18 protein-coding genes are annotated in these 16246 nt (G+C 55.1%); 7 read left to right on the plus strand and 11 right to left on the minus strand.

Annotation, left to right across the window (positions count from 1 at the left end; genetic code table 11):
* Positions 1-11 precede the first annotated feature (11 nt).
* From fimG to Electrica_RS04055, 9 genes are all read right to left on the minus strand, one after another.
* Complete coding sequence (gene fimG, locus Electrica_RS04015; RefSeq protein ID WP_100684354.1) at positions 12-515, minus strand: type 1 fimbrial minor subunit FimG; 504 nt, start codon at positions 513-515, stop codon at positions 12-14.
* Between the two features lie 12 nt (positions 516-527).
* Positions 528-1058 carry a type 1 fimbrial adaptor subunit FimF gene (gene fimF, locus Electrica_RS04020; RefSeq protein ID WP_131048628.1) on the minus strand — a complete coding sequence of 177 codons (531 nt, stop codon included), beginning with the start codon at positions 1056-1058 and terminating at the stop codon, positions 528-530.
* A gap of 10 nt (positions 1059-1068) precedes the next feature.
* The gene (locus Electrica_RS04025) at positions 1069-3705 is read right to left on the minus strand and encodes a fimbrial biogenesis usher protein (RefSeq protein WP_141963544.1); all 2637 of its coding nucleotides are present in this window, start codon (positions 3703-3705) and stop codon (positions 1069-1071) included.
* 73 nt (positions 3706-3778) lie between these two features.
* The gene (locus Electrica_RS04030) at positions 3779-4504 is read right to left on the minus strand and encodes a fimbria/pilus periplasmic chaperone (protein ID WP_141963546.1); all 726 of its coding nucleotides are present in this window, start codon (positions 4502-4504) and stop codon (positions 3779-3781) included.
* 35 nt (positions 4505-4539) lie between these two features.
* The gene (fimI, locus tag Electrica_RS04035) at positions 4540-5079 is read right to left on the minus strand and encodes a type 1 fimbrial minor subunit FimI (RefSeq protein WP_100684357.1); all 540 of its coding nucleotides are present in this window, start codon (positions 5077-5079) and stop codon (positions 4540-4542) included.
* Positions 5080-5151: 72 nt separating this feature from the next.
* Entirely contained in the window at positions 5152-5700 is a 549-nt protein-coding gene (fimA, locus tag Electrica_RS04040) for a type 1 fimbrial major subunit FimA (protein WP_131048632.1), read from the minus strand.
* A 495-nt stretch (positions 5701-6195) separates the two neighbouring features.
* Positions 6196-6792, minus strand: a complete 597-nt coding sequence (gene fimE / locus Electrica_RS04045; RefSeq protein ID WP_131048633.1) for a type 1 fimbria switch DNA invertase FimE — start codon at positions 6790-6792, stop codon at positions 6196-6198.
* Between the two features lie 532 nt (positions 6793-7324).
* Positions 7325-7930: a tyrosine-type DNA invertase gene (locus Electrica_RS04050; protein ID WP_100684360.1), complete on the minus strand. Its 606-nt coding sequence runs from the start codon at positions 7928-7930 to the stop codon at positions 7325-7327.
* 1065 nt (positions 7931-8995) lie between these two features.
* Positions 8996-9607 carry a LysE family translocator gene (locus Electrica_RS04055; RefSeq protein WP_141963548.1) on the minus strand — a complete coding sequence of 204 codons (612 nt, stop codon included), beginning with the start codon at positions 9605-9607 and terminating at the stop codon, positions 8996-8998.
* Positions 9608-9758: 151 nt separating this feature from the next.
* Here Electrica_RS04055 and Electrica_RS04060 point away from each other — a divergent pair, with 151 nt between their 5' ends.
* A complete protein-coding gene (locus tag Electrica_RS04060; RefSeq protein WP_141963550.1) occupies positions 9759-10232 on the plus strand; it encodes an Lrp/AsnC family transcriptional regulator in 474 nt (157 codons plus the stop codon).
* 387 nt (positions 10233-10619) lie between these two features.
* Complete coding sequence (locus tag Electrica_RS04070) at positions 10620-11576, plus strand: nickel/cobalt transporter (protein WP_142255836.1); 957 nt, start codon at positions 10620-10622, stop codon at positions 11574-11576.
* On the opposite strand, the gene Electrica_RS04075 is transcribed toward Electrica_RS04070, so the two are convergent.
* Complete coding sequence (locus tag Electrica_RS04075; RefSeq protein WP_141963552.1) at positions 11573-12079, minus strand: MarR family winged helix-turn-helix transcriptional regulator; 507 nt, start codon at positions 12077-12079, stop codon at positions 11573-11575. The genes Electrica_RS04070 and Electrica_RS04075 overlap by 4 nt on opposite strands.
* A gap of 81 nt (positions 12080-12160) precedes the next feature.
* Between Electrica_RS04075 and Electrica_RS04080 the strand changes: the two genes are divergently transcribed.
* A complete protein-coding gene (locus tag Electrica_RS04080) occupies positions 12161-13033 on the plus strand; it encodes an EamA family transporter (protein WP_100684365.1) in 873 nt (290 codons plus the stop codon).
* 95 nt (positions 13034-13128) lie between these two features.
* Here the strand turns inward: Electrica_RS04080 and Electrica_RS04085 are convergent, their stop codons facing one another.
* Positions 13129-13341 carry a YdgH/BhsA/McbA-like domain containing protein gene (locus Electrica_RS04085; protein ID WP_015585822.1) on the minus strand — a complete coding sequence of 71 codons (213 nt, stop codon included), beginning with the start codon at positions 13339-13341 and terminating at the stop codon, positions 13129-13131.
* Positions 13342-13726: 385 nt separating this feature from the next.
* Between Electrica_RS04085 and Electrica_RS04090 the strand changes: the two genes are divergently transcribed.
* From Electrica_RS04090 to Electrica_RS04105, 4 genes are all read left to right on the plus strand, one after another.
* Positions 13727-14053, plus strand: coding sequence for an antibiotic biosynthesis monooxygenase family protein (locus tag Electrica_RS04090; protein ID WP_100684366.1), 327 nt, complete (start codon positions 13727-13729; stop codon positions 14051-14053).
* Positions 14046-14435, plus strand: coding sequence for an amino acid-binding protein (locus Electrica_RS04095; protein ID WP_100684367.1), 390 nt, complete (start codon positions 14046-14048; stop codon positions 14433-14435). The genes Electrica_RS04090 and Electrica_RS04095 overlap by 8 nt, the downstream gene beginning before the upstream one ends.
* 6 nt (positions 14436-14441) lie before the next feature.
* Entirely contained in the window at positions 14442-15143 is a 702-nt protein-coding gene (locus Electrica_RS04100) for an ArsR/SmtB family transcription factor (protein ID WP_141963554.1), read from the plus strand.
* Positions 15144-15624: 481 nt separating this feature from the next.
* Positions 15625-16233 (plus strand): fimbrial protein, encoded by a 609-nt coding sequence (locus Electrica_RS04105; protein ID WP_131048638.1) that lies wholly within the window; start codon positions 15625-15627, stop codon positions 16231-16233.
* Positions 16234-16246 lie beyond the last annotated feature (13 nt).

Genomic DNA, 16246 nt, shown 5'->3' on the forward strand with positions numbered 1-16246 from the left:
ACTCTCCTGATTCAGGCGTAGGTGTAGGTGACGCTAATCACCGCCTGAATGGTTCCCTGAGTGGCGCCGCCGTTGACCGTCAATGCTCTGACCTTCAGCGGGAAGCGGGCGGACTGCGTCGAGTCATCCACCTGCACCGATTTAGTGGCGCCATTGTTCAGCGTGGTTCCGCCGTCATCCTGCAGCTCCAGCTGGATATTGCCGGCGGTCCCCTGGTTTTTGTAATACCCGGTGGCGTCCGCCGTACCGCTAAAGCTGGCGGTGACGCGCGAGGTACCGACGGGGCAGTTGCTCAGATCGAGCGCCACGCCGTGCCAGGCCGAAGCGGCGCCCGCCGGGATCAGACTGAAGGTATACAGGTCGCCGAGATCGACGGTGGCGTTTTTCGTGGAAACCGTGCAGGGTCTGGCGACCACTTTGCCGTTAACGGTGATCCTGATATCGGCCGCCTGCAGGGGAGAGCAGGCCAGAGCCAGCGCGCCCGCCAGAAGCCATTCTCGGGGGATCCATTTCATCTCAACCTCCGGTTACTGAAATTCCAGCGTGAATGTCGCTGTCGCGTTGACGTGCCCGGCGGTCACCGGCACCCGGGTGGCCATCAACCGCGCATAAAAGTTCAGGGTATTGGTCTGCCCGGGCGTCAGAGTCGTCCAGGCGATTGCCGTTGCGGGGGCGTTCAGCGGCAGCATCGTCTGCTGACCATTGAGAATCTGCACCCCCATGCCCGCCGCAGCCGATGCGCCGCTGTCCAGCTTCAGCAGGCTGGTATTGTCGTTATCCGCCACGCCGGTAAAGCCCACCTTGACCGCCGTCACCGAACCGCCGCAGGGCGACAGCACGATGCGAAACGGCACCACGGGCGTTGTCGCGCCAATGGTGTTGAACTGTTTAGCGGCGTTATCCATCAGGTCGACGGTAAAGTCTTTCGACTCGCCCGCCACCGCGCAGGCGTTATCCCGGACATATCCGCTGATGGTGAGGGTACTGTCGGCGGCGAACGCGTTGGCGATGGTCAGCGACAGCACGGCCCCCAGCAGATACAGCGATTTGGTCATCATCATTTCTTCCTTAGCGACAGACGGCAGACAGCTGGCTCAGCGCCTGCTGCTGGCTCTCTTGCGGCAGCTGATATTCGGCCACGCAGCTGGCATCGGGGCCTTCACCCCATTTCACCTGTACTTTGCCGGCCAGCGGCATACCGCTCAGGTAAACCTGCCCGTTATCGGCCACGATGCTGCTGCTCTGGTTACTGGCTGAGGTCACCATGGCGCCAAACGGGACCGGCTTGCCATGACGGGTCAGCGTCAGCAGCAGCTTCATCCCGACGTGTGCTTTAAAATCCGCACGCACGATGGCGCCGTGCGTGGGCACCACGCTGACCACCGCATCATCCAGGTCGACGTTGTCAGCCAGCGTGTTGGTGTCCAGCGCCACGCGGTTCTCACGATATTCGGTGGCGTATGGCAACACCGCATAGCCGCGCCAGTCGGTACGTACCCCGGTCTGGTTTTCCACTTTCACGTTGTCGGCCCCCGGGGCTTTAATCAGCACCACCGTGTCGTTCAACGGCTGGCTCAGGGTGATGCCGTTGCCGTGGGCAAGCACGCCGCCGCTCACGCCGTAGTACAGCTGTTTCAGACCATCGCTGCGGCTGTAGCCGACGTTGGCGTTACCGTAGCCGCCACGATAGTTCAGCGCCGCGTATCCGGTGCCGCCGCTCCCGCCGTTGCCGCCGCCGGCATAGCCGGTCTGCACGCTGTAGCTCAGGTTGTTGTCCTCCAGTAGCGTGCCGTACAGCCCGGCGAGGTTGGTCATCCGGCCATCAAGATCGTGCGACATACTGTAGCTGGCGCTGGCGTGTCGCCACGCGGACTGGCTGTCGGAGCGCATCCAGTGGCTGAACGGAATATTGACGTTGACCGCCAGCATCTGATCGCGTCCTTCCTGCCAGGCGTTTTTGGTCACGCTGTAACTCAGGGTCCAGTTGATATCGTCGACGGCGGCGTTCAGCCCCGCCTGCAGCTGTTCATCGGCTTTGCCGCTGCCCCAGTAGCTCTGATGGCTGCCGCTTAAATAGAGCGTGGAGGTACGCCCGATCTGCTGAGTCACGCTGACCTGCACCTTGCCGCGTTTGCTGTAGGCGAGGTTGTAGTAGTCAGTAAACTTCGGCTTCACCTGAATCACGCCATCCTGGGTCACCACGTCGTAGCCGCTCATCTGGCTGTAGGTGGTATCGGCGAAGCTGAAATAGCCGCGCGTGGAGTAGCGATAGCCGACCAGCTGAATGTTGGTGCCCACCTCATTGAGTGATTTGTTATAGAGGAAGCGCAGCGACTGCCCCTGGCGATCGCTGTCATCGGGGAGCGTGGCGTTGGCCTGGGTGATGTCCAGCGATACGGCGCCGAATTCGCCCATATTTTTCCCCAGCCCGAGGTTAAATGCCCGGTAGCGGTCTGCCAGCTGGGTACCGCCATACAGCGTCCAGCCTGCCGGTAAGCCGTGCAGCAGCGTGCCCTGGAAGAAGGTGGGCTTCTCCTGCCGATCGTTGCCGCTGCGGTATTCCCCGGCCGTCAGGGCAAAACGCGTATGGCCTTCACGTTGCAGGACCGGCACGGTGGACCAGGGGACGGTGAACACCTGGCGGGTGCCATCGGCTTCTTTTACCGTAACCTGCAGATCGCCGCCGTTCCCGGCGGCATAGAGATCGTCGATCGTAAACGGTCCCGGCGGCACCGTACTCTGATAGATCTCATAGCCGTTTTGTTTGATCGAGACCTGCGCCGTGCCGCGGGCGATACCGTGGATCACCGGGGCAAACCCCTTCTGGCTGTCCGGCAGCATATTGTCGTCAGAGGCCAGCTGGGCGCCGCGGAAGTTGATACCATCGAACACGTCGCCGTTGGTATAGCTGTCGCCCAGCGTCAGGCGCGAGCGCAGGGGAACGATGTCCCGCTCGATCCAGCTATTGACGTGCTGCCATTTATTCTCGTTGTTCGATGAACTGCCGCCGCTGCTGTAGCTCCAGGTGGTGTTATCGCGCAGGCGCCAGGCACCGAGGTTGAGGCCGCTTTGCAGATTCAAATACGCATAGTTGCTGCTGCCGCCGATGTCGTTATGGACATTGTTGCCGGTAAAGTTGTAGTTCAGCAGCCCGGCGGTGATGCCGTCATCCCACAGTTCGGGCGGGATATATCCGCGCGCGCGATTGCCCATAAAAGCCTGCGGCACGGTCAAATACAGGCGCTGCTGGCCGATGTCGAAACGACTGGTCGACTCTTTGATCATCTCCGACATCGGCACGCAGGCATCGGCCGCGAGGGCATTGATGCCGGACACGGCGGCGGTGTTGACGCCCATGCTGGCCAGCTGGCCGCGGGTCAGGCAGGGGGTCAGGCCGTGGTGGTTCTCTCCGCTCCTGAAGGTCACATCGCGGGTGGTCATAAAGCCGTTATTCAGATAGATATCGACCCGGTAGGTGCCAGGCGGCACCTCCTGACCCTTTTCGAAACCCGACAGATCCGCCACTGCGGCAGGATCATCGGCGAGAAAGCGTGGGTTAAAGTACAGTTCCGCCTGCGCGGAAAAGGCCTGCATGGCCAGCAAAAGGGCAAAAGGGAACCGGGCAAATACGCGAGCCGATCCCGACGCGCGGCGCCGCGCATGCCGGGCGCCCTGGCGGTCCGATCCATATTTCAGATGTGACATAGTCCCTCCGGTCCGAAGTCGCCCGGCTGTCAGTTCTTTTTATATTTCTGGGGAGAACGCGATTTCCCCGTGGTTATTGCAGTACGCCCTTCATCCGTGGGGTCAGTGCGCCGTAGTCGTTAATCGTCCGGTAGGTGATGTCTCGTCCGGCGTCGGACGGGATTTTTACCGAGGCTTCCCCCATCGGCGGGACCAGCGCATTTTCCAGCACCCGAGTGCCGGCATTGAGTTCGGTCACCGTCAGGTAGTAGGGGGTGGGATTCTTCAGCGTCAGCGTGTTGGCGCTGCGGCGAAACGTCAGCTTCTCCGCCGCCTGATCCGGCGACAGCGCGAGTTTCCCCGGGCGGTAATAGAGCTTGATGCGGCTGATAATCGCCAGCTGCAGCGTGTTATCGCTAAGCTTTGATTTATCCATGGAGGGGATGGCTTTCACGTTCATCCAGAACAAACTTTCCCGGTCCTGCGGCAGCGTGTCGTTGGTCGCATCGATTATGCGCAGCGTATTCTCTTTTTTACCCTGCATAGCGAACAGCGGTGGGGTGATCACAAAGCGCCCGTCTTTTTGTCCGTCGGCGTTTTCGACCCACGACTGAATCAGATAGGTGCTGTTGTCGTCATTGTTGGTCACCGCCAACTGAACCTGTTTTTGTCCGGCGGGATAAATAACCCGGGTGGCTCCCAGCGCCACGCCCGCTTCGGTACGCGCAGCGAAACCGGCGGTCGCTGTCATCAATAAGCCCGCCAGTAAGCAGCGTGTCATCCCCAGTGTTTTTCTCACGTTTTCCCCTTTTATACTCACCGTTATGTCCTGCATCCGGTATGCCTGCTGGTTAATTACTGATAGGTCAGAGAGAACCAGGCCTGAGCATTTGCGGCTCCGCCGGTAACCTGATGTCCGGTCGCCCGATATCTGGCGACAAAATGGAGCGTGGTGGGGCCGGTATACAGTCGTGACCAGGCGCCCGGTGGGCTGTTGAGCGGAATCAGGCGATCTTCTTTGTCGAACAGCGCGACGCCGATACCGGTTGCGATGCCGGGGCCTTCGCCAACCGAGAGCACGTCCGGATTTTTGCCATCGGCAACGCCATGAAAGGCGACGCCAACCCGTTGACTGACGGCGGTGCTGCAATCCTGGAGATGGATATCGAAAGGAACAGGGTCAGTATCTTCCCCTGGCGAATGAAACCGATTGCTGCTGATCTGCCCCATGTTGACCGTCAACTGCTGGTCTCCTGCTTCAACGCGGCAGGATTCGGCAATAATGACGCCCTGAAAGCGCATGTTTCCGCCGGGTAACGTCACATTCCAGTGGTTTCCGGCCAGCGCGAGCGGCGACAGTAAAAAAAACAGCAGGCCAGATTTCATTCCTTGCATCGTTATCACCCCAGTCCTGTTGTTGATAACGGGCCATCCTGGCCCGGGCTGCGTCCTTGCGTAATGAGTGAATTATTCGTACTGCACTTTGAAGGTTGCGTCGGCGTTAGCAATACCTGCGGTTGCCGCGCCAGTCGCGAAGTAGCGAGCCTGGAAAGGAATAACGTTGGTGCCGTCGTTCAGGGTAGTCGCCGCACCGAAGGTGGCGCCGTCCAGCGCCAGCGGAGTACCGGTGCTGTCGAGGATTTGTACGCCGACGTTGGTCGCGCTACCGGCAGCAGAGTTCTGCAGCGCCAGAACGGTGCTGTTGGTGCTGTTTACGGCAGTACCGGAGAACGCAACGGAAGCTTTGGTTGCAACGGTAGTATCGCAATCATCCAGCTGGATGTTAAAACCGACCGCAGAGCTGGTGCTGCCTGCAGTAGCGAGTTTGGCTGAACGAACCTGGCCCAGTTGAACGGTCTGATCGATAGAGCCAGCATCAACGGCACAGGCCGCGTTGACCACTTCCCCTTTGAAATGCACTGTGCCGCCATTAACCGTGGTGGTGTCAGCCAGGGCCGCCGCGGAACTCAGAGACAGGGCTGACAGAACAACGATAGCCAGTGTTTTGATTTTCATGCTGTTTTCCTTTAAACAATGTCGATATTACGAACCGAAATTGGCAGTCGTCGTGCCTTCCAGGCATTCCATGTATCAGCCGAATGGTTCGACTGCCGGCTCTGCGCAGTTTTCGCCCAACTGATGAGTCAATTGGGGCCATTTTGACTCATTGAGATAAATATCTAATTTTTATGTTTTTATAGACTGTTTTTGGTTTATTAATCTATTTTGTTTTTGTTTATTAGTTTCATTGTCTGAGTTTTTGTTTTGAAGAGTGTCAGTTGTCGGGCGAGGCCAGCGCGGATGAGGTGGCGGGTAAGCGGAAAGGATGGAGAGATAAGTAAAGTTTCTTAAAGGTAAAATGTGATTGTAATCAATCAGATGAAATTAATTTGTGAGAATATATGTACTTGCCGGTTGCAAAAGTTTGCAAAACATTTTTATGATATAAACAGTTTGGCCCCAATTGACTTGTTCGTTTTTAAATTTATCTTTATTTATTAAATAGATAAATCATTTCTTTTGACCGTGAGAATTTTCTTCAAGCAAGTTATTTCTTTCCCATAACCCCGCGAAACGCGCGGCATTGCTGGCGGTATAACGTACTGTATGCCGAATATTGCGATGACCCAGATAATCCTGAATTAAACGTGTATCTGTGCCTCTTTCCGCCAGTTCATAGCCGCAGGCATGGCGCAGCATATGCGGGTGGGTATGGGTAGCGGTTCCGGCCTCTTCTCCGGCGCTACGGATGATCCGATAGGCCTGCTGGCGGGAAAGCTGGGTGCCGCGGCGTGAAATAAAAATCGCATTGGTTTTTTGTGCCGCCTTCCAGCCCGCGCGAACCTGGGTCCAGCGCGCAATCGCTTCCAGCTCGTCGAATCGCAGTGGGTGGATGGTCGAAAATCCATTCTTCAACCGACGGACGTTGATGCGGCCCTCATTGAGGTCAAGATCGCGATAGTGCAGATCCAACAGTTCGCTGATGCGCATCCCGTGACGAAAGGCCAGCAGGATAAGGCAATAATCCCGCTCTCCGGTTGGTCCCTGCCGTGCCGCCTGCATCATGGCCTGAACTTCTTTGGCGGTAAGAAAACGACGTCGATTCACAACAATGCTCCTGAAATTAATTTGCACGAAGACAGCGCCCTGAAGCAATTATCAGGACGGTTAAAAAATAATCCGCAGTGTGACGGGCGTATTATATAAAGGCACAGATACAGTTCATTCTTCACGTTGCCATAAGGTTGGAACTGTAAAAATAGATGGTCACATTACATTTACACATAGTTAAAATATAGCCAGACGACAATTCTTATTTTTATAGATTTTATGACATATCACAACAGGAGCATCAAGGCTTCTCGCCAGGTACATCAAATCACAAGGAAAAAAGTTAATCAGGGGATGGGTTTAGACAGAAAATATAATGCTGAATGGTTTTATCAGACAATAAATAACGAACTTAAATCCTGAGTATTTACAAGGGTATCAAGCGGAAGCGGATTATGAATGAAATAAGAACTTGCGGGAACAATAATCGTAATTAGCGTATGGTTAATATTGATTAATGTGTTCGGCTGCTGTTCATTTTCACACCATCGACAGTATCGGGCGTCAACTCCTTTTGACGCCCGGAGCATCATTGCAAAATGCTGTTACGTTGCTTCTGTTTGGCATTGTCCCAGATGCCGTAAAAGCGCCCGGCATTGCTCGCCGTATACCAGACGGTATGGCGGATATTTCGGTGGCCGAGGTAGTCCTGAATAAGGCGGGTATCGATGCCCATATTCGCCAGCGCAAATCCGCATGAATGGCGAAGCATGTGGGGATGAATTTCAATGGTTAATCCAGCGGCGCCTCCGGAGGAGGATATAATCTGGTAAAACTGTTGGCGGGAAAGAGGATTGCCTTTACGCGATAAAAACAGCCATTCACTGTCGGCATGTGGATAGGTTTTTCGAATATCCAGCCAGTTTTTTAGTGCCTGAATCTCTTTATTCAGTAAAGGATGGGTAGTGGAAAAACCTTTTTTAAGTCGATGGATATAAATACACTTAGAGCGTAAATCAATATCGGATATTTGCAGGCGACAAATTTCGCTGGCGCGGAATCCATGAATAAAACAGAGTAATGTCAGACAATAATTGCGGGCAGCATGTGCCCCGGTATTCGCTGCTTTAAGAAGCGACTCAATCTCATTCTGAGTAAGGAAGTTCCTTTTTTTGATATCGGCATTATTCTTCATTATATTCCCTTTTAATTGCAGGCGTACATTACGAACTATTCGTTGTCGTCAGGTCAGTATTGTTGTCCAGTTGAACATTTTTTCTCTTATATTTCGCCATCGCGCCAGGTACTTTTAAAACATGTCACGCACTTCAGCTCGTAGCAAGCTGAACCGGGTCATCAGAAGGCAGGTAGTGAGTTGAATCATGAAGTATCTCCACGTGCTGGAACGGACGGCTTCATGTAACGCAATGAATTAAATATTCTTTTGTTAAACAATGATGCTGTTCCTGGGGGGTAGCCTGTCCCGATCATTCTTCATTCCTCCTGGTTGCGAACGCCGGGGATACTGAGGCGCAGGGCCTTGCTCCGACGCCAGCCCTACGGATATCAACATCCTTATACATACCGCTGTGCCTGGAGATATCGCGATTTGCGCATCTCTCAGCAGAGGGGGATGGATAAATCATCTCCGGGTTCTCCCTTGTCGCCGCGGCGCAGGTTGAATGATTTTCGTGTCTGATCTGCTAATAATTAAATGCTCGTTAAACCGCGGCCATTCCTCACTAAAGTGAATTCCGGCTGTGGTCTGGTGAATATTCTGCGAAGCACTTCGCAGAATGCGAAGAACGATATACTCGCCTGGATAGCATTCACCGCATCACTACAACAGCGCCTAAACCATACTGCAAAATTATGTTTGAGAATAGTCATAATAAGCCCGCAGACCTCAGCGCTCCCTCGCCGCAGGGCTTAATTTCGCTAAAGGAGCAGGGGGCGATTTGGTCAGCACGGCGCGCTGAAAATGGAGAAGGCTATGGATTTACTGGAGTGATTTGACTCCTTTCGCTTGCGATGGCTAGCTATCCCGTTGTTTGTTAAGCAGCTGTTTTGCGATTTTATGGAGGTTACTGGAGTTATCTGGAGTCCTTCACCGGTAGCGGAGGGAAACGGTGTTTTTCACGGCAAATAGATGCAAAATCTCGTTGCGAAATATTCAGCCGGGGCGATGGCCCTCCTGTCGGGAGGGCACAAATAACTTAAACTGAGGTCAATCTATTTTTTTCATCCCGGGTCTGCGGCTTTATTTCAGCTGGCTGTAGAAGAGTAAAATAGCTATCGCGACCATCATTGCTCCGGAAATCATGCTGACCCTTCTTGCCGCTGCTGGCCGGTGGGTTAATAGCCTTTTTGACCCGTAGCCAACCAGAAAATAGATCAGTGTGCAGGTCAGCAGGTGAATACTGCCCAGAGCCGACATTTGCAGCGCCAGCGGCCAGCGTCCTTCAGGATCGGTAAATTGGGGCAGCAGGGCGAGGAATAAGAGAAAGACTTTTGGATTCAGCCCGCTAATACATAACCCTTTTAGCGCCCAACGGTTCCAGCTTCCGGCCTGCTGCGGTGCGGCGTCAGGCGTGGCGGGATGCCGCAAAATCGCGATCCCCAACCACAGCAGATAGGCCGCGCCCAGCAGAGTGATCAGCGACAACACCAGCGGGTGACTGGTGACGGCCACGCCGATCCCGGCGATCACGATCATGGCCGCCAGCAGATGCCCGGACATCAGCCCGACAACCGCAGGGAGCACCCGTTGTCCGTGTATGCCGGCGCTGATGGTGTAGGCCCAGTCGGCGCCGGGCGTGATGATCAGCAGGAAAGAGACCACCCAGAATCCGGCGATAAAACTCATCTCCATGATCGGTTCTCTCCACCGTGTTTTAAGGTCTTGCGCATAACGATCCCCCGTCTGTATCCGTATTCTGTTGAGGAAAAGAATATCGGGATTTACGGGAAATAAGCTTTCAATGTTATGCTGAAAATAACCTGTTTAAGAGAAAATCTTCCAAATGGATAGCATAGATCGAAAAATTATTGCTGAGCTGCAATCCGATGGTCGTCTGTCGATTACCGAGCTGGCTGAAAGGGTCAATTTGAGCCTCTCGCCCTGTCATCGACGGCTGCGGGCTTTGGAGCAGGAAGGGGTTATCACCGGCTATCGGGTTAACCTGGATCCCCTGAAAATGGGCTTTAATTTCCTGGCCATCGTGTTTGCGACCTTAAAAGAAGGCGATAAAAAAGCGGTGAGCGCGTTTGAAGAGGCGGTTGAAGAGATCCCCCAGATCGTGCTGGCCCAACGGCTGTTTGGCGATCCGGACTACCTGATGCACGTGGTCACCCGGGATCTCCAGGCGTTTCAAAAACTGTATGACGACAAACTCTCGGCGATGCCCAGCGTGCAGCATTTGCGCTCGACGCTGGTGATGAAAACCGTGGTGCAGGATCGTCCCTTTCCGCTGGAAAGCGTAAACCTGACGCGTTGATCTGCCCGCTGGCAGGCGGGCATTGCTGCTAAAGGGAGAGATGTTGCGCTGAATCTTAAGGGGCGGGCGCGGCAACCGCGCCCTCGATAAACGCAGGGTCATCAGGGAGATTGGCGCCAGAATAGCGATGCGTTCATCGGCTGGCAGCAGACGACTCAGAAAGGTACGGGTGGGTCATCCGTCGGGAAATCACAGGACAGCGAAGCCCCAGGCTACCTGTCGATTTTTTTCATTCGATTTCCATCAACTGCGTATACTTTGCATAAACGTTGACCACCCAGAAGAAGGGGAACTCTTCTTTATGAAAGCGGCTCTCGTGGCTGTCTGGTGGCACCGCTTGTCGCCACCGCCGGGCGACAATTCAGATTCACTTAATGGTAAAAAATGATGACAACTCGCATGCTTACCCGTGACTGGCGTCTGCTGTCGCTGGGGTTACCACTGTTGGCGCTGCTGTGGGCCGGACTGACGCTGTATGCACACTGGGGGGCTTTTTTACAGTGGTGTCTGGCGACGCAAATGACGCTCCATCGCTACCTGGTGATGTATCTTTTGCAGCTTAATAACCATCAGTATAGCGGCGGAATGTGGCTGCTGGGTGGCGCATTCCTTTATGGGGTGCTGCATGCCGTTGGCCCCGGGCACGGTAAATTTATCGTCACCACCTACCTCAGCACCAACAAAGAGAGCCTGCTGGCGGCGCGGGTGGTGCCATTTCTTGGCAGCCTGATGCAGGGGGTGAGCGCTATCCTGTTTGTGTTTATTCTGGCCGTCGGGCTGAATCTTGCATCCGGCGATCTCAGCACCAGCCGCTGGTACGTAGAGAAAATCAGCGCCCTGATGGTGGGGGCGTTTGGCGCATTTGTGATTTATCAAACGCTCAAAAGCCTGCGGCCGCGAAAAATGACGATCGCGACGCTGACTCCGCTGCATGAACATAGCGAAAACTGCGGCTGCGGGCACCATGGCGTTGGCCGCGAGCTGGCGAATGTTGACTGGAAAACCCGGCTCGGCGTGGTCCTGGCCATCGGCGCCAGACCCTGCAGTGGGGCGATAATGATCCTGCTGTTTTCCAATGCGCTGGGCATCGTCAGTTGGGGAATTGCCGCGGTCATGACGATGTCGCTGGGGACAGCATTATCGATTCTCGGCCTCTCGCTGGCAGTACGCTATGCGCGTGAGCGGGCGGTCAGCCTGGTGGCCTGGGATGACGGTCGCCTGAAATGGCTGCTGCCGGCGGTAAAAATTGCCGGCGGCGTCCTTCTGATGCTCTTTGCCTGCGTGCTGTTTCTGACCGTAGTCCCGATGAGCGCCAACGGCGATTATATTGCTGCCGGTTGCTAGGACCCTTCCAGCAGGCGCATAAAGACCTTGAGCGCCTGATCCAGCTGCTGGCGCTGCTCTGCGGAGAGTCCGGCCAGCAGCTGGCGTTCGTTTTCCACGTGGCTTTCCACCGCCTCATCGATCCGCGCGCGTCCCTTTTCAGTCAGGGCGACCAGCAGGCTTCGCGCATCGTCAGGGTCGGGTAAGCGGGTAATAAATCCGCGTTTTTCCAGCGCCTTAAGCCGATGCGTCATGGTGCCAGAGGTGATCATTAGCGTAGAGAAAAGCTGGGTCGGAGAGAGGATAAACGGCGCGCCGGACCGGCGAAGGGTGGCCAGCATGTCAAACTCCCAGCGCACCAGATCGTGGCGAATAAAGGCGGACTCGATGCGCGGTTCCAGCAGGAGAGTACAGCGCTTCAGGCGCCCGATGGGGCCCATTGGGCTGCAATCGAGATCCGGGCGCTCCCGTTGCCACTGTTCAAGAATCCGATCTACGGCGTCAGCCTGGGATGATTTGTCCAATTGTGCTCACTTATCTTGATATCAAGATATTTATCGATACATACTTTGGCCACTAATTTACCTTGATATGAAGATAAAATCATGACCTTTTTCTCACGCTCGCCCGTTATCGATTTGCTGTTGACTGCCCTGGCCCCGGCTATCTGGGGGACGACCTACATTGTCACCTCCCAGTTTTTGCCGCCGGACAGACCTTTTATTGCGGCGCTACTGCGGGTGCTGCCCGCAGGGATCGCGCTGCTTATCTGGTGCCGCCGTTTTCCTCTGCGCAATGAGTGGTGGAAGCTTATCGTGACCGGGATCCTCAATATTGGCGCTTTTCAGGCACTGCTGTTTATTGCCGCTTACCGTTTACCCGGCGGGCTGGCGGCAGTGATTGGGGCCATTCAGCCGCTGCTGGTCATGATGCTGGCATGGTGTGTCGACAGGCAGCGTTCGCCGTGGGTGGCGGTGCTCTCGGCCGTGACCGGCATTATCGGCATGGCGCTGCTGCTGCTGTCGCCGCATACGGTGCTGGATCCGCTGGGGATCATGGCGGCGTTTTCAGGGGCGGTCAGCATGGCGCTGGGTACCTGGCTGTCTCGTCGCTGGGCGATTTCGCTGCCGGTGGTGGCGCTGACCGGCTGGCAATTGCTGACTGGCGGCGTGGTGCTGGCTCCCGTGGCATGGCTGGTGGATCCGCCGCTGCAGGGGGTGACGTTGACTCAGGCGGCAGGCTATCTGTGGCTTTGCGTGGCTGGCGCGATGATTGCGTACGGGCTGTGGTTTCGCGGCATTAGCCGTCTCCCATCGGTCGCTGTATCCGCGCTCAGCCTGCTGAGTCCGGTAACGGCAGTGCTTCTGGGCTGGATCTTTCTCGGTCAGAAGATTGAAGGGGTCGCGCTGGTGGGGCTTATCGTGGTGTTGCTGAGCGTGCTGTCGATACAGCGCGCCTTAACAAAAAAAGCCCCATAAAGGGGCCCGACATTGCTAGGGGGTTAGGGGGCGGTGGGAGCGAAACCAGCCGCCGTCTGGCGGCCTGTCCGGCAGCTCCCTCTGCAACCATTCTCTTATTTCGACAGCTCAGCGGTCATATGAACCTGGTTACCGGTATAGGCTTCGGTAATGTGGTAAGACGCGCCTTGATCTTTAGCGATGGTCGCAATTTTCGCTTCTGCGCTGTCGAGGGTATCAGCCGTTACGCTGACCGGGTGCTGAGCGAAGCTGGCGAAAGAAACCAGAGAGAGCATACCGGCGGCGGCAAGTAATTTTACGTTTTTCATGGTGTTTTTCCTTTTAACTTTTCAGGTGGAAAGCGTGGTGCTTTCGATGAGCTTATAATAAGCCTGCTAATTATAAGCGGAGTGGCAAAAAGTGCGATTTAGATCACACTTTCATGTCAGTAAGATGACCAAATCTTGAAGGTATTTTTATTTTTTAATTAAAAAACAACGTGTTGCTCTGTTCTTAACGGGTGTTATGAATGGAAAAATATTGTTATCGCTATGTGCTTTTTTTGAAAAATTACGCAAAGGGATTGCCTGAATGAATGTACGGGCGGCCTTTTTCCCGCTTTCCAGGGGTGGGCATACTTCGTTTAGCAGCGAAGTATCGGCCTGTGGGGATACGATAAAGTGGCGTCACTGTGGATTGAGGAAGGACGACACGATGATTGCGGTACTCTTTGAAGCCGATGTCACCCCGGCAAAACAGGCCCGTTACCTGGCGCTGGCGGCGGAGCTGAAGCCGTTGCTCGCTACGCTTGACGGCTTTATTAGCATTGAACGTTTTCAAAGCCTGACCACGCCGGGCAAGATCCTGTCCCTGTCCTGGTGGCGTGATGAACAGGCGGTGCGGGCCTGGAAAAACAATCTCTGTCATCAGGCGGCCCAGCAGGAGGGGAAAGCGACCCTTTTTGCCTCTTACCAGATTCGCATTGTGCAGGTCATTCGCGCCTGGGGCTCAGAAGTGCGGGAGGAGCGCGGCGATGTATGATATTCATGTGATCCTGCCAGATAGTCCCGGCCAGCTGGCGCGGTTAGGTCACACGCTGGGGAAACATGGCGTGGGACTTGAAGGGGGAGGGGTTTTCACCGTCGGCAAGCAATGCCATGCCCATTTTCTGGTGGCCGAGGGGGAGCGGGCCAGAGCGGTGCTGGAGCAGGCAGGGATCCCGGTAACGGGCGTTTACCTGCCGCTTATTCGCCGCTTAAAACAGGAACAGCCCGGCGAGCTGGGGGCGATAGCCCACGCGCTGGCCGCCCACGGAGTGAATATCCTGACGCAATACAGCGATCATGCTAACCGTCTGATTCTGGTGACCGATAACTTTCCACTGGCGCAGGAAGTCACGCGTTCCTGGGCCACGACGTTGTGAGGCGTTATGCTAAAACCCGCCCATGTTATTGAAGATGATGAGTCGCTGGCCGTTGCCATCACGGCGCTGGCATCTGCCATGGCCGATACGTCACGGATGAAAATGCTTTGTGCATTGATGGATGGGCGCGCGTGGACCGCGACGGAGCTGGCGACGGTGGCCGAGGTCTCGGCCTCGACCGCCAGCGCCCATCTCAGCCGTCTGGTCAGTTCCCGTTTGCTGGTTTGTCTGGCGCAGGGGCGGCATCGCTATTACCGGCTGGCGGGCGCCGATGTCGCCGGACTGCTGGAGAATATGATGGCGATGGCCGGAAAAAGCGCCATTGTGCTGACGACCCGGACCCCGGCGAATCTGCGTACCGCCCGGACCTGCTACGATCACCTTGCCGGTGAAGTGGCGGTGGCTATCTATGATTTTCTGTTGCGCGAGGCGTGGATCGTGCCGGACGGTAGCGCGCTGACAGCATTCGGCGAGACGCAGTTTGCCCGTTCAGGCATTATCTTGCCGGGCGGGAACCGGCGCAGGGTATGCTGCGCATGTCTGGACTGGAGCGAGCGGCGTTTCCATCCCGGTGGCGCCGTGGGGGCCGCATTGCTGGACCATGGTCAACGAAAAGGCTGGTTCACCCTGACGCCGGGATTTCGCGAAGTGAGTATCACCCGCGCAGGCCGGCTCGCGCTGCGCCAGCGCTTCGACCTGCAGCTGTAGCGGGCCGCTCAACGTCAGATGGCCAGGATTAAAAACTTTTTTAACCAGCTTTATGCTATTTCAGTAACCCACCTCTCAGTATTATTCAGAGTGTTCTCTATAGTCATGGCTTCGTATTATTTACCATGATAATTCCCGTTCGAAATATCTCCCTCGCGCCTTGTCCCTTCTGATGTAAATAATCTGAGTGTTGTTTTTAACTATTGTTTCATGGTTATTGATAATTTAAATCTATCATGGGGCCGGTGTAACAAGTTATAAGCAAATGTATATTTACCAACGAAAATAGCATTCTTTGACGCCGACAGCATTAACGGATTCTTTACGGAATTCGCGTCCTGACGCCTTAAATATTGCGGCTTCCGGTCAGTCGAAGTTTCTATTCACAGTTGCACAAGTGAGCATCGCATAACGCTTCTGACTCTGTGCAGATTTACTGTTGGTTCATTGATATAAAACTCACTCTGACAAGGAAATGGCAATGAAAAAGGTTCTTCTCTCTGCAGCGATGGCAACAGCATTTTTCGGTATGACCGCGGCGAATGCTGCTAATACTACCGTGGGTGGTGGCCAGGTTAATTTCTTCGGTAAAGTTACCGATGTATCTTGTACTGTTTCCGTCAACGGCCAGGGTAGCGATGCTAACGTATACCTGTCTCCGGTTACGCTGACCGAAGTGAAAGCTGCCACCGCAGACACCTACCTGAAACCGAAATCGTTCACCATCGATGTTTCCAACTGTCAGGCTGCCGACGGTACTAAGCAGGATGACGTGAGCAAACTGGGCGTGAACTGGACCGGCGGTAACCTGCTGGCAAGCGCAGCGGGCAAGCAGGTTGGCTACCTGGCTAACACCGAAGCGGCTGGCGCGAAAAACATCCAGCTGGTTCTGTCTACTGACGCTGCGACCAACCTGAGCAACAAAATCATCCCGGGCGACAGCACTCAGCCTAAAGCTACCGGTGATTCTTCTGCCGTTCAGGATGGCGCACGCTTCACTTATTTCGTTGGTTACGCGACCAGTACTCCGAATACTGTAACTACCGGTGTGGTTAACAGCTACGCGACCTACGAAATTACTTACCAGTAATTATCGCCAGAAA

Source organism: Klebsiella electrica (assembly GCF_006711645.1).
GTDB classification, from domain to species: domain Bacteria; phylum Pseudomonadota; class Gammaproteobacteria; order Enterobacterales; family Enterobacteriaceae; genus Klebsiella; species Klebsiella electrica.

Excerpts from the sequence above, each read along its gene's own strand:
- Electrica_RS04105 (WP_131048638.1), top strand. The coding sequence starts at position 15,625 with ATGAAAAAGGTTCTTCTCTCTGCAGCGATGGCAACAGCATTTTTCGGT.
- Electrica_RS04050 (WP_100684360.1), bottom strand. The coding sequence starts at position 7,930 with ATGAAGAATAATGCCGATATCAAAAAAAGGAACTTCCTTACTCAGAAT.
- Electrica_RS04085 (WP_015585822.1), bottom strand. The coding sequence starts at position 13,341 with ATGAAAAACGTAAAATTACTTGCCGCCGCCGGTATGCTCTCTCTGGTT.
- Electrica_RS04055 (WP_141963548.1), bottom strand. The coding sequence starts at position 9,607 with ATGGAGATGAGTTTTATCGCCGGATTCTGGGTGGTCTCTTTCCTGCTG.
- Electrica_RS04025 (WP_141963544.1), bottom strand. The coding sequence starts at position 3,705 with ATGTCACATCTGAAATATGGATCGGACCGCCAGGGCGCCCGGCATGCG.
- fimA (WP_131048632.1), bottom strand. The coding sequence starts at position 5,700 with ATGAAAATCAAAACACTGGCTATCGTTGTTCTGTCAGCCCTGTCTCTG.
- Electrica_RS04060 (WP_141963550.1), top strand. The coding sequence starts at position 9,759 with ATGGATAGCATAGATCGAAAAATTATTGCTGAGCTGCAATCCGATGGT.
- Electrica_RS04100 (WP_141963554.1), top strand. The coding sequence starts at position 14,442 with ATGCTAAAACCCGCCCATGTTATTGAAGATGATGAGTCGCTGGCCGTT.
- Electrica_RS04080 (WP_100684365.1), top strand. The coding sequence starts at position 12,161 with ATGACCTTTTTCTCACGCTCGCCCGTTATCGATTTGCTGTTGACTGCC.
- fimF (WP_131048628.1), bottom strand. The coding sequence starts at position 1,058 with ATGATGACCAAATCGCTGTATCTGCTGGGGGCCGTGCTGTCGCTGACC.
- Electrica_RS04095 (WP_100684367.1), top strand. The coding sequence starts at position 14,046 with ATGTATGATATTCATGTGATCCTGCCAGATAGTCCCGGCCAGCTGGCG.
- fimG (WP_100684354.1), bottom strand. The coding sequence starts at position 515 with ATGAAATGGATCCCCCGAGAATGGCTTCTGGCGGGCGCGCTGGCTCTG.
- Electrica_RS04090 (WP_100684366.1), top strand. The coding sequence starts at position 13,727 with ATGATTGCGGTACTCTTTGAAGCCGATGTCACCCCGGCAAAACAGGCC.
- Electrica_RS04070 (WP_142255836.1), top strand. The coding sequence starts at position 10,620 with ATGACAACTCGCATGCTTACCCGTGACTGGCGTCTGCTGTCGCTGGGG.
- fimI (WP_100684357.1), bottom strand. The coding sequence starts at position 5,079 with ATGCAAGGAATGAAATCTGGCCTGCTGTTTTTTTTACTGTCGCCGCTC.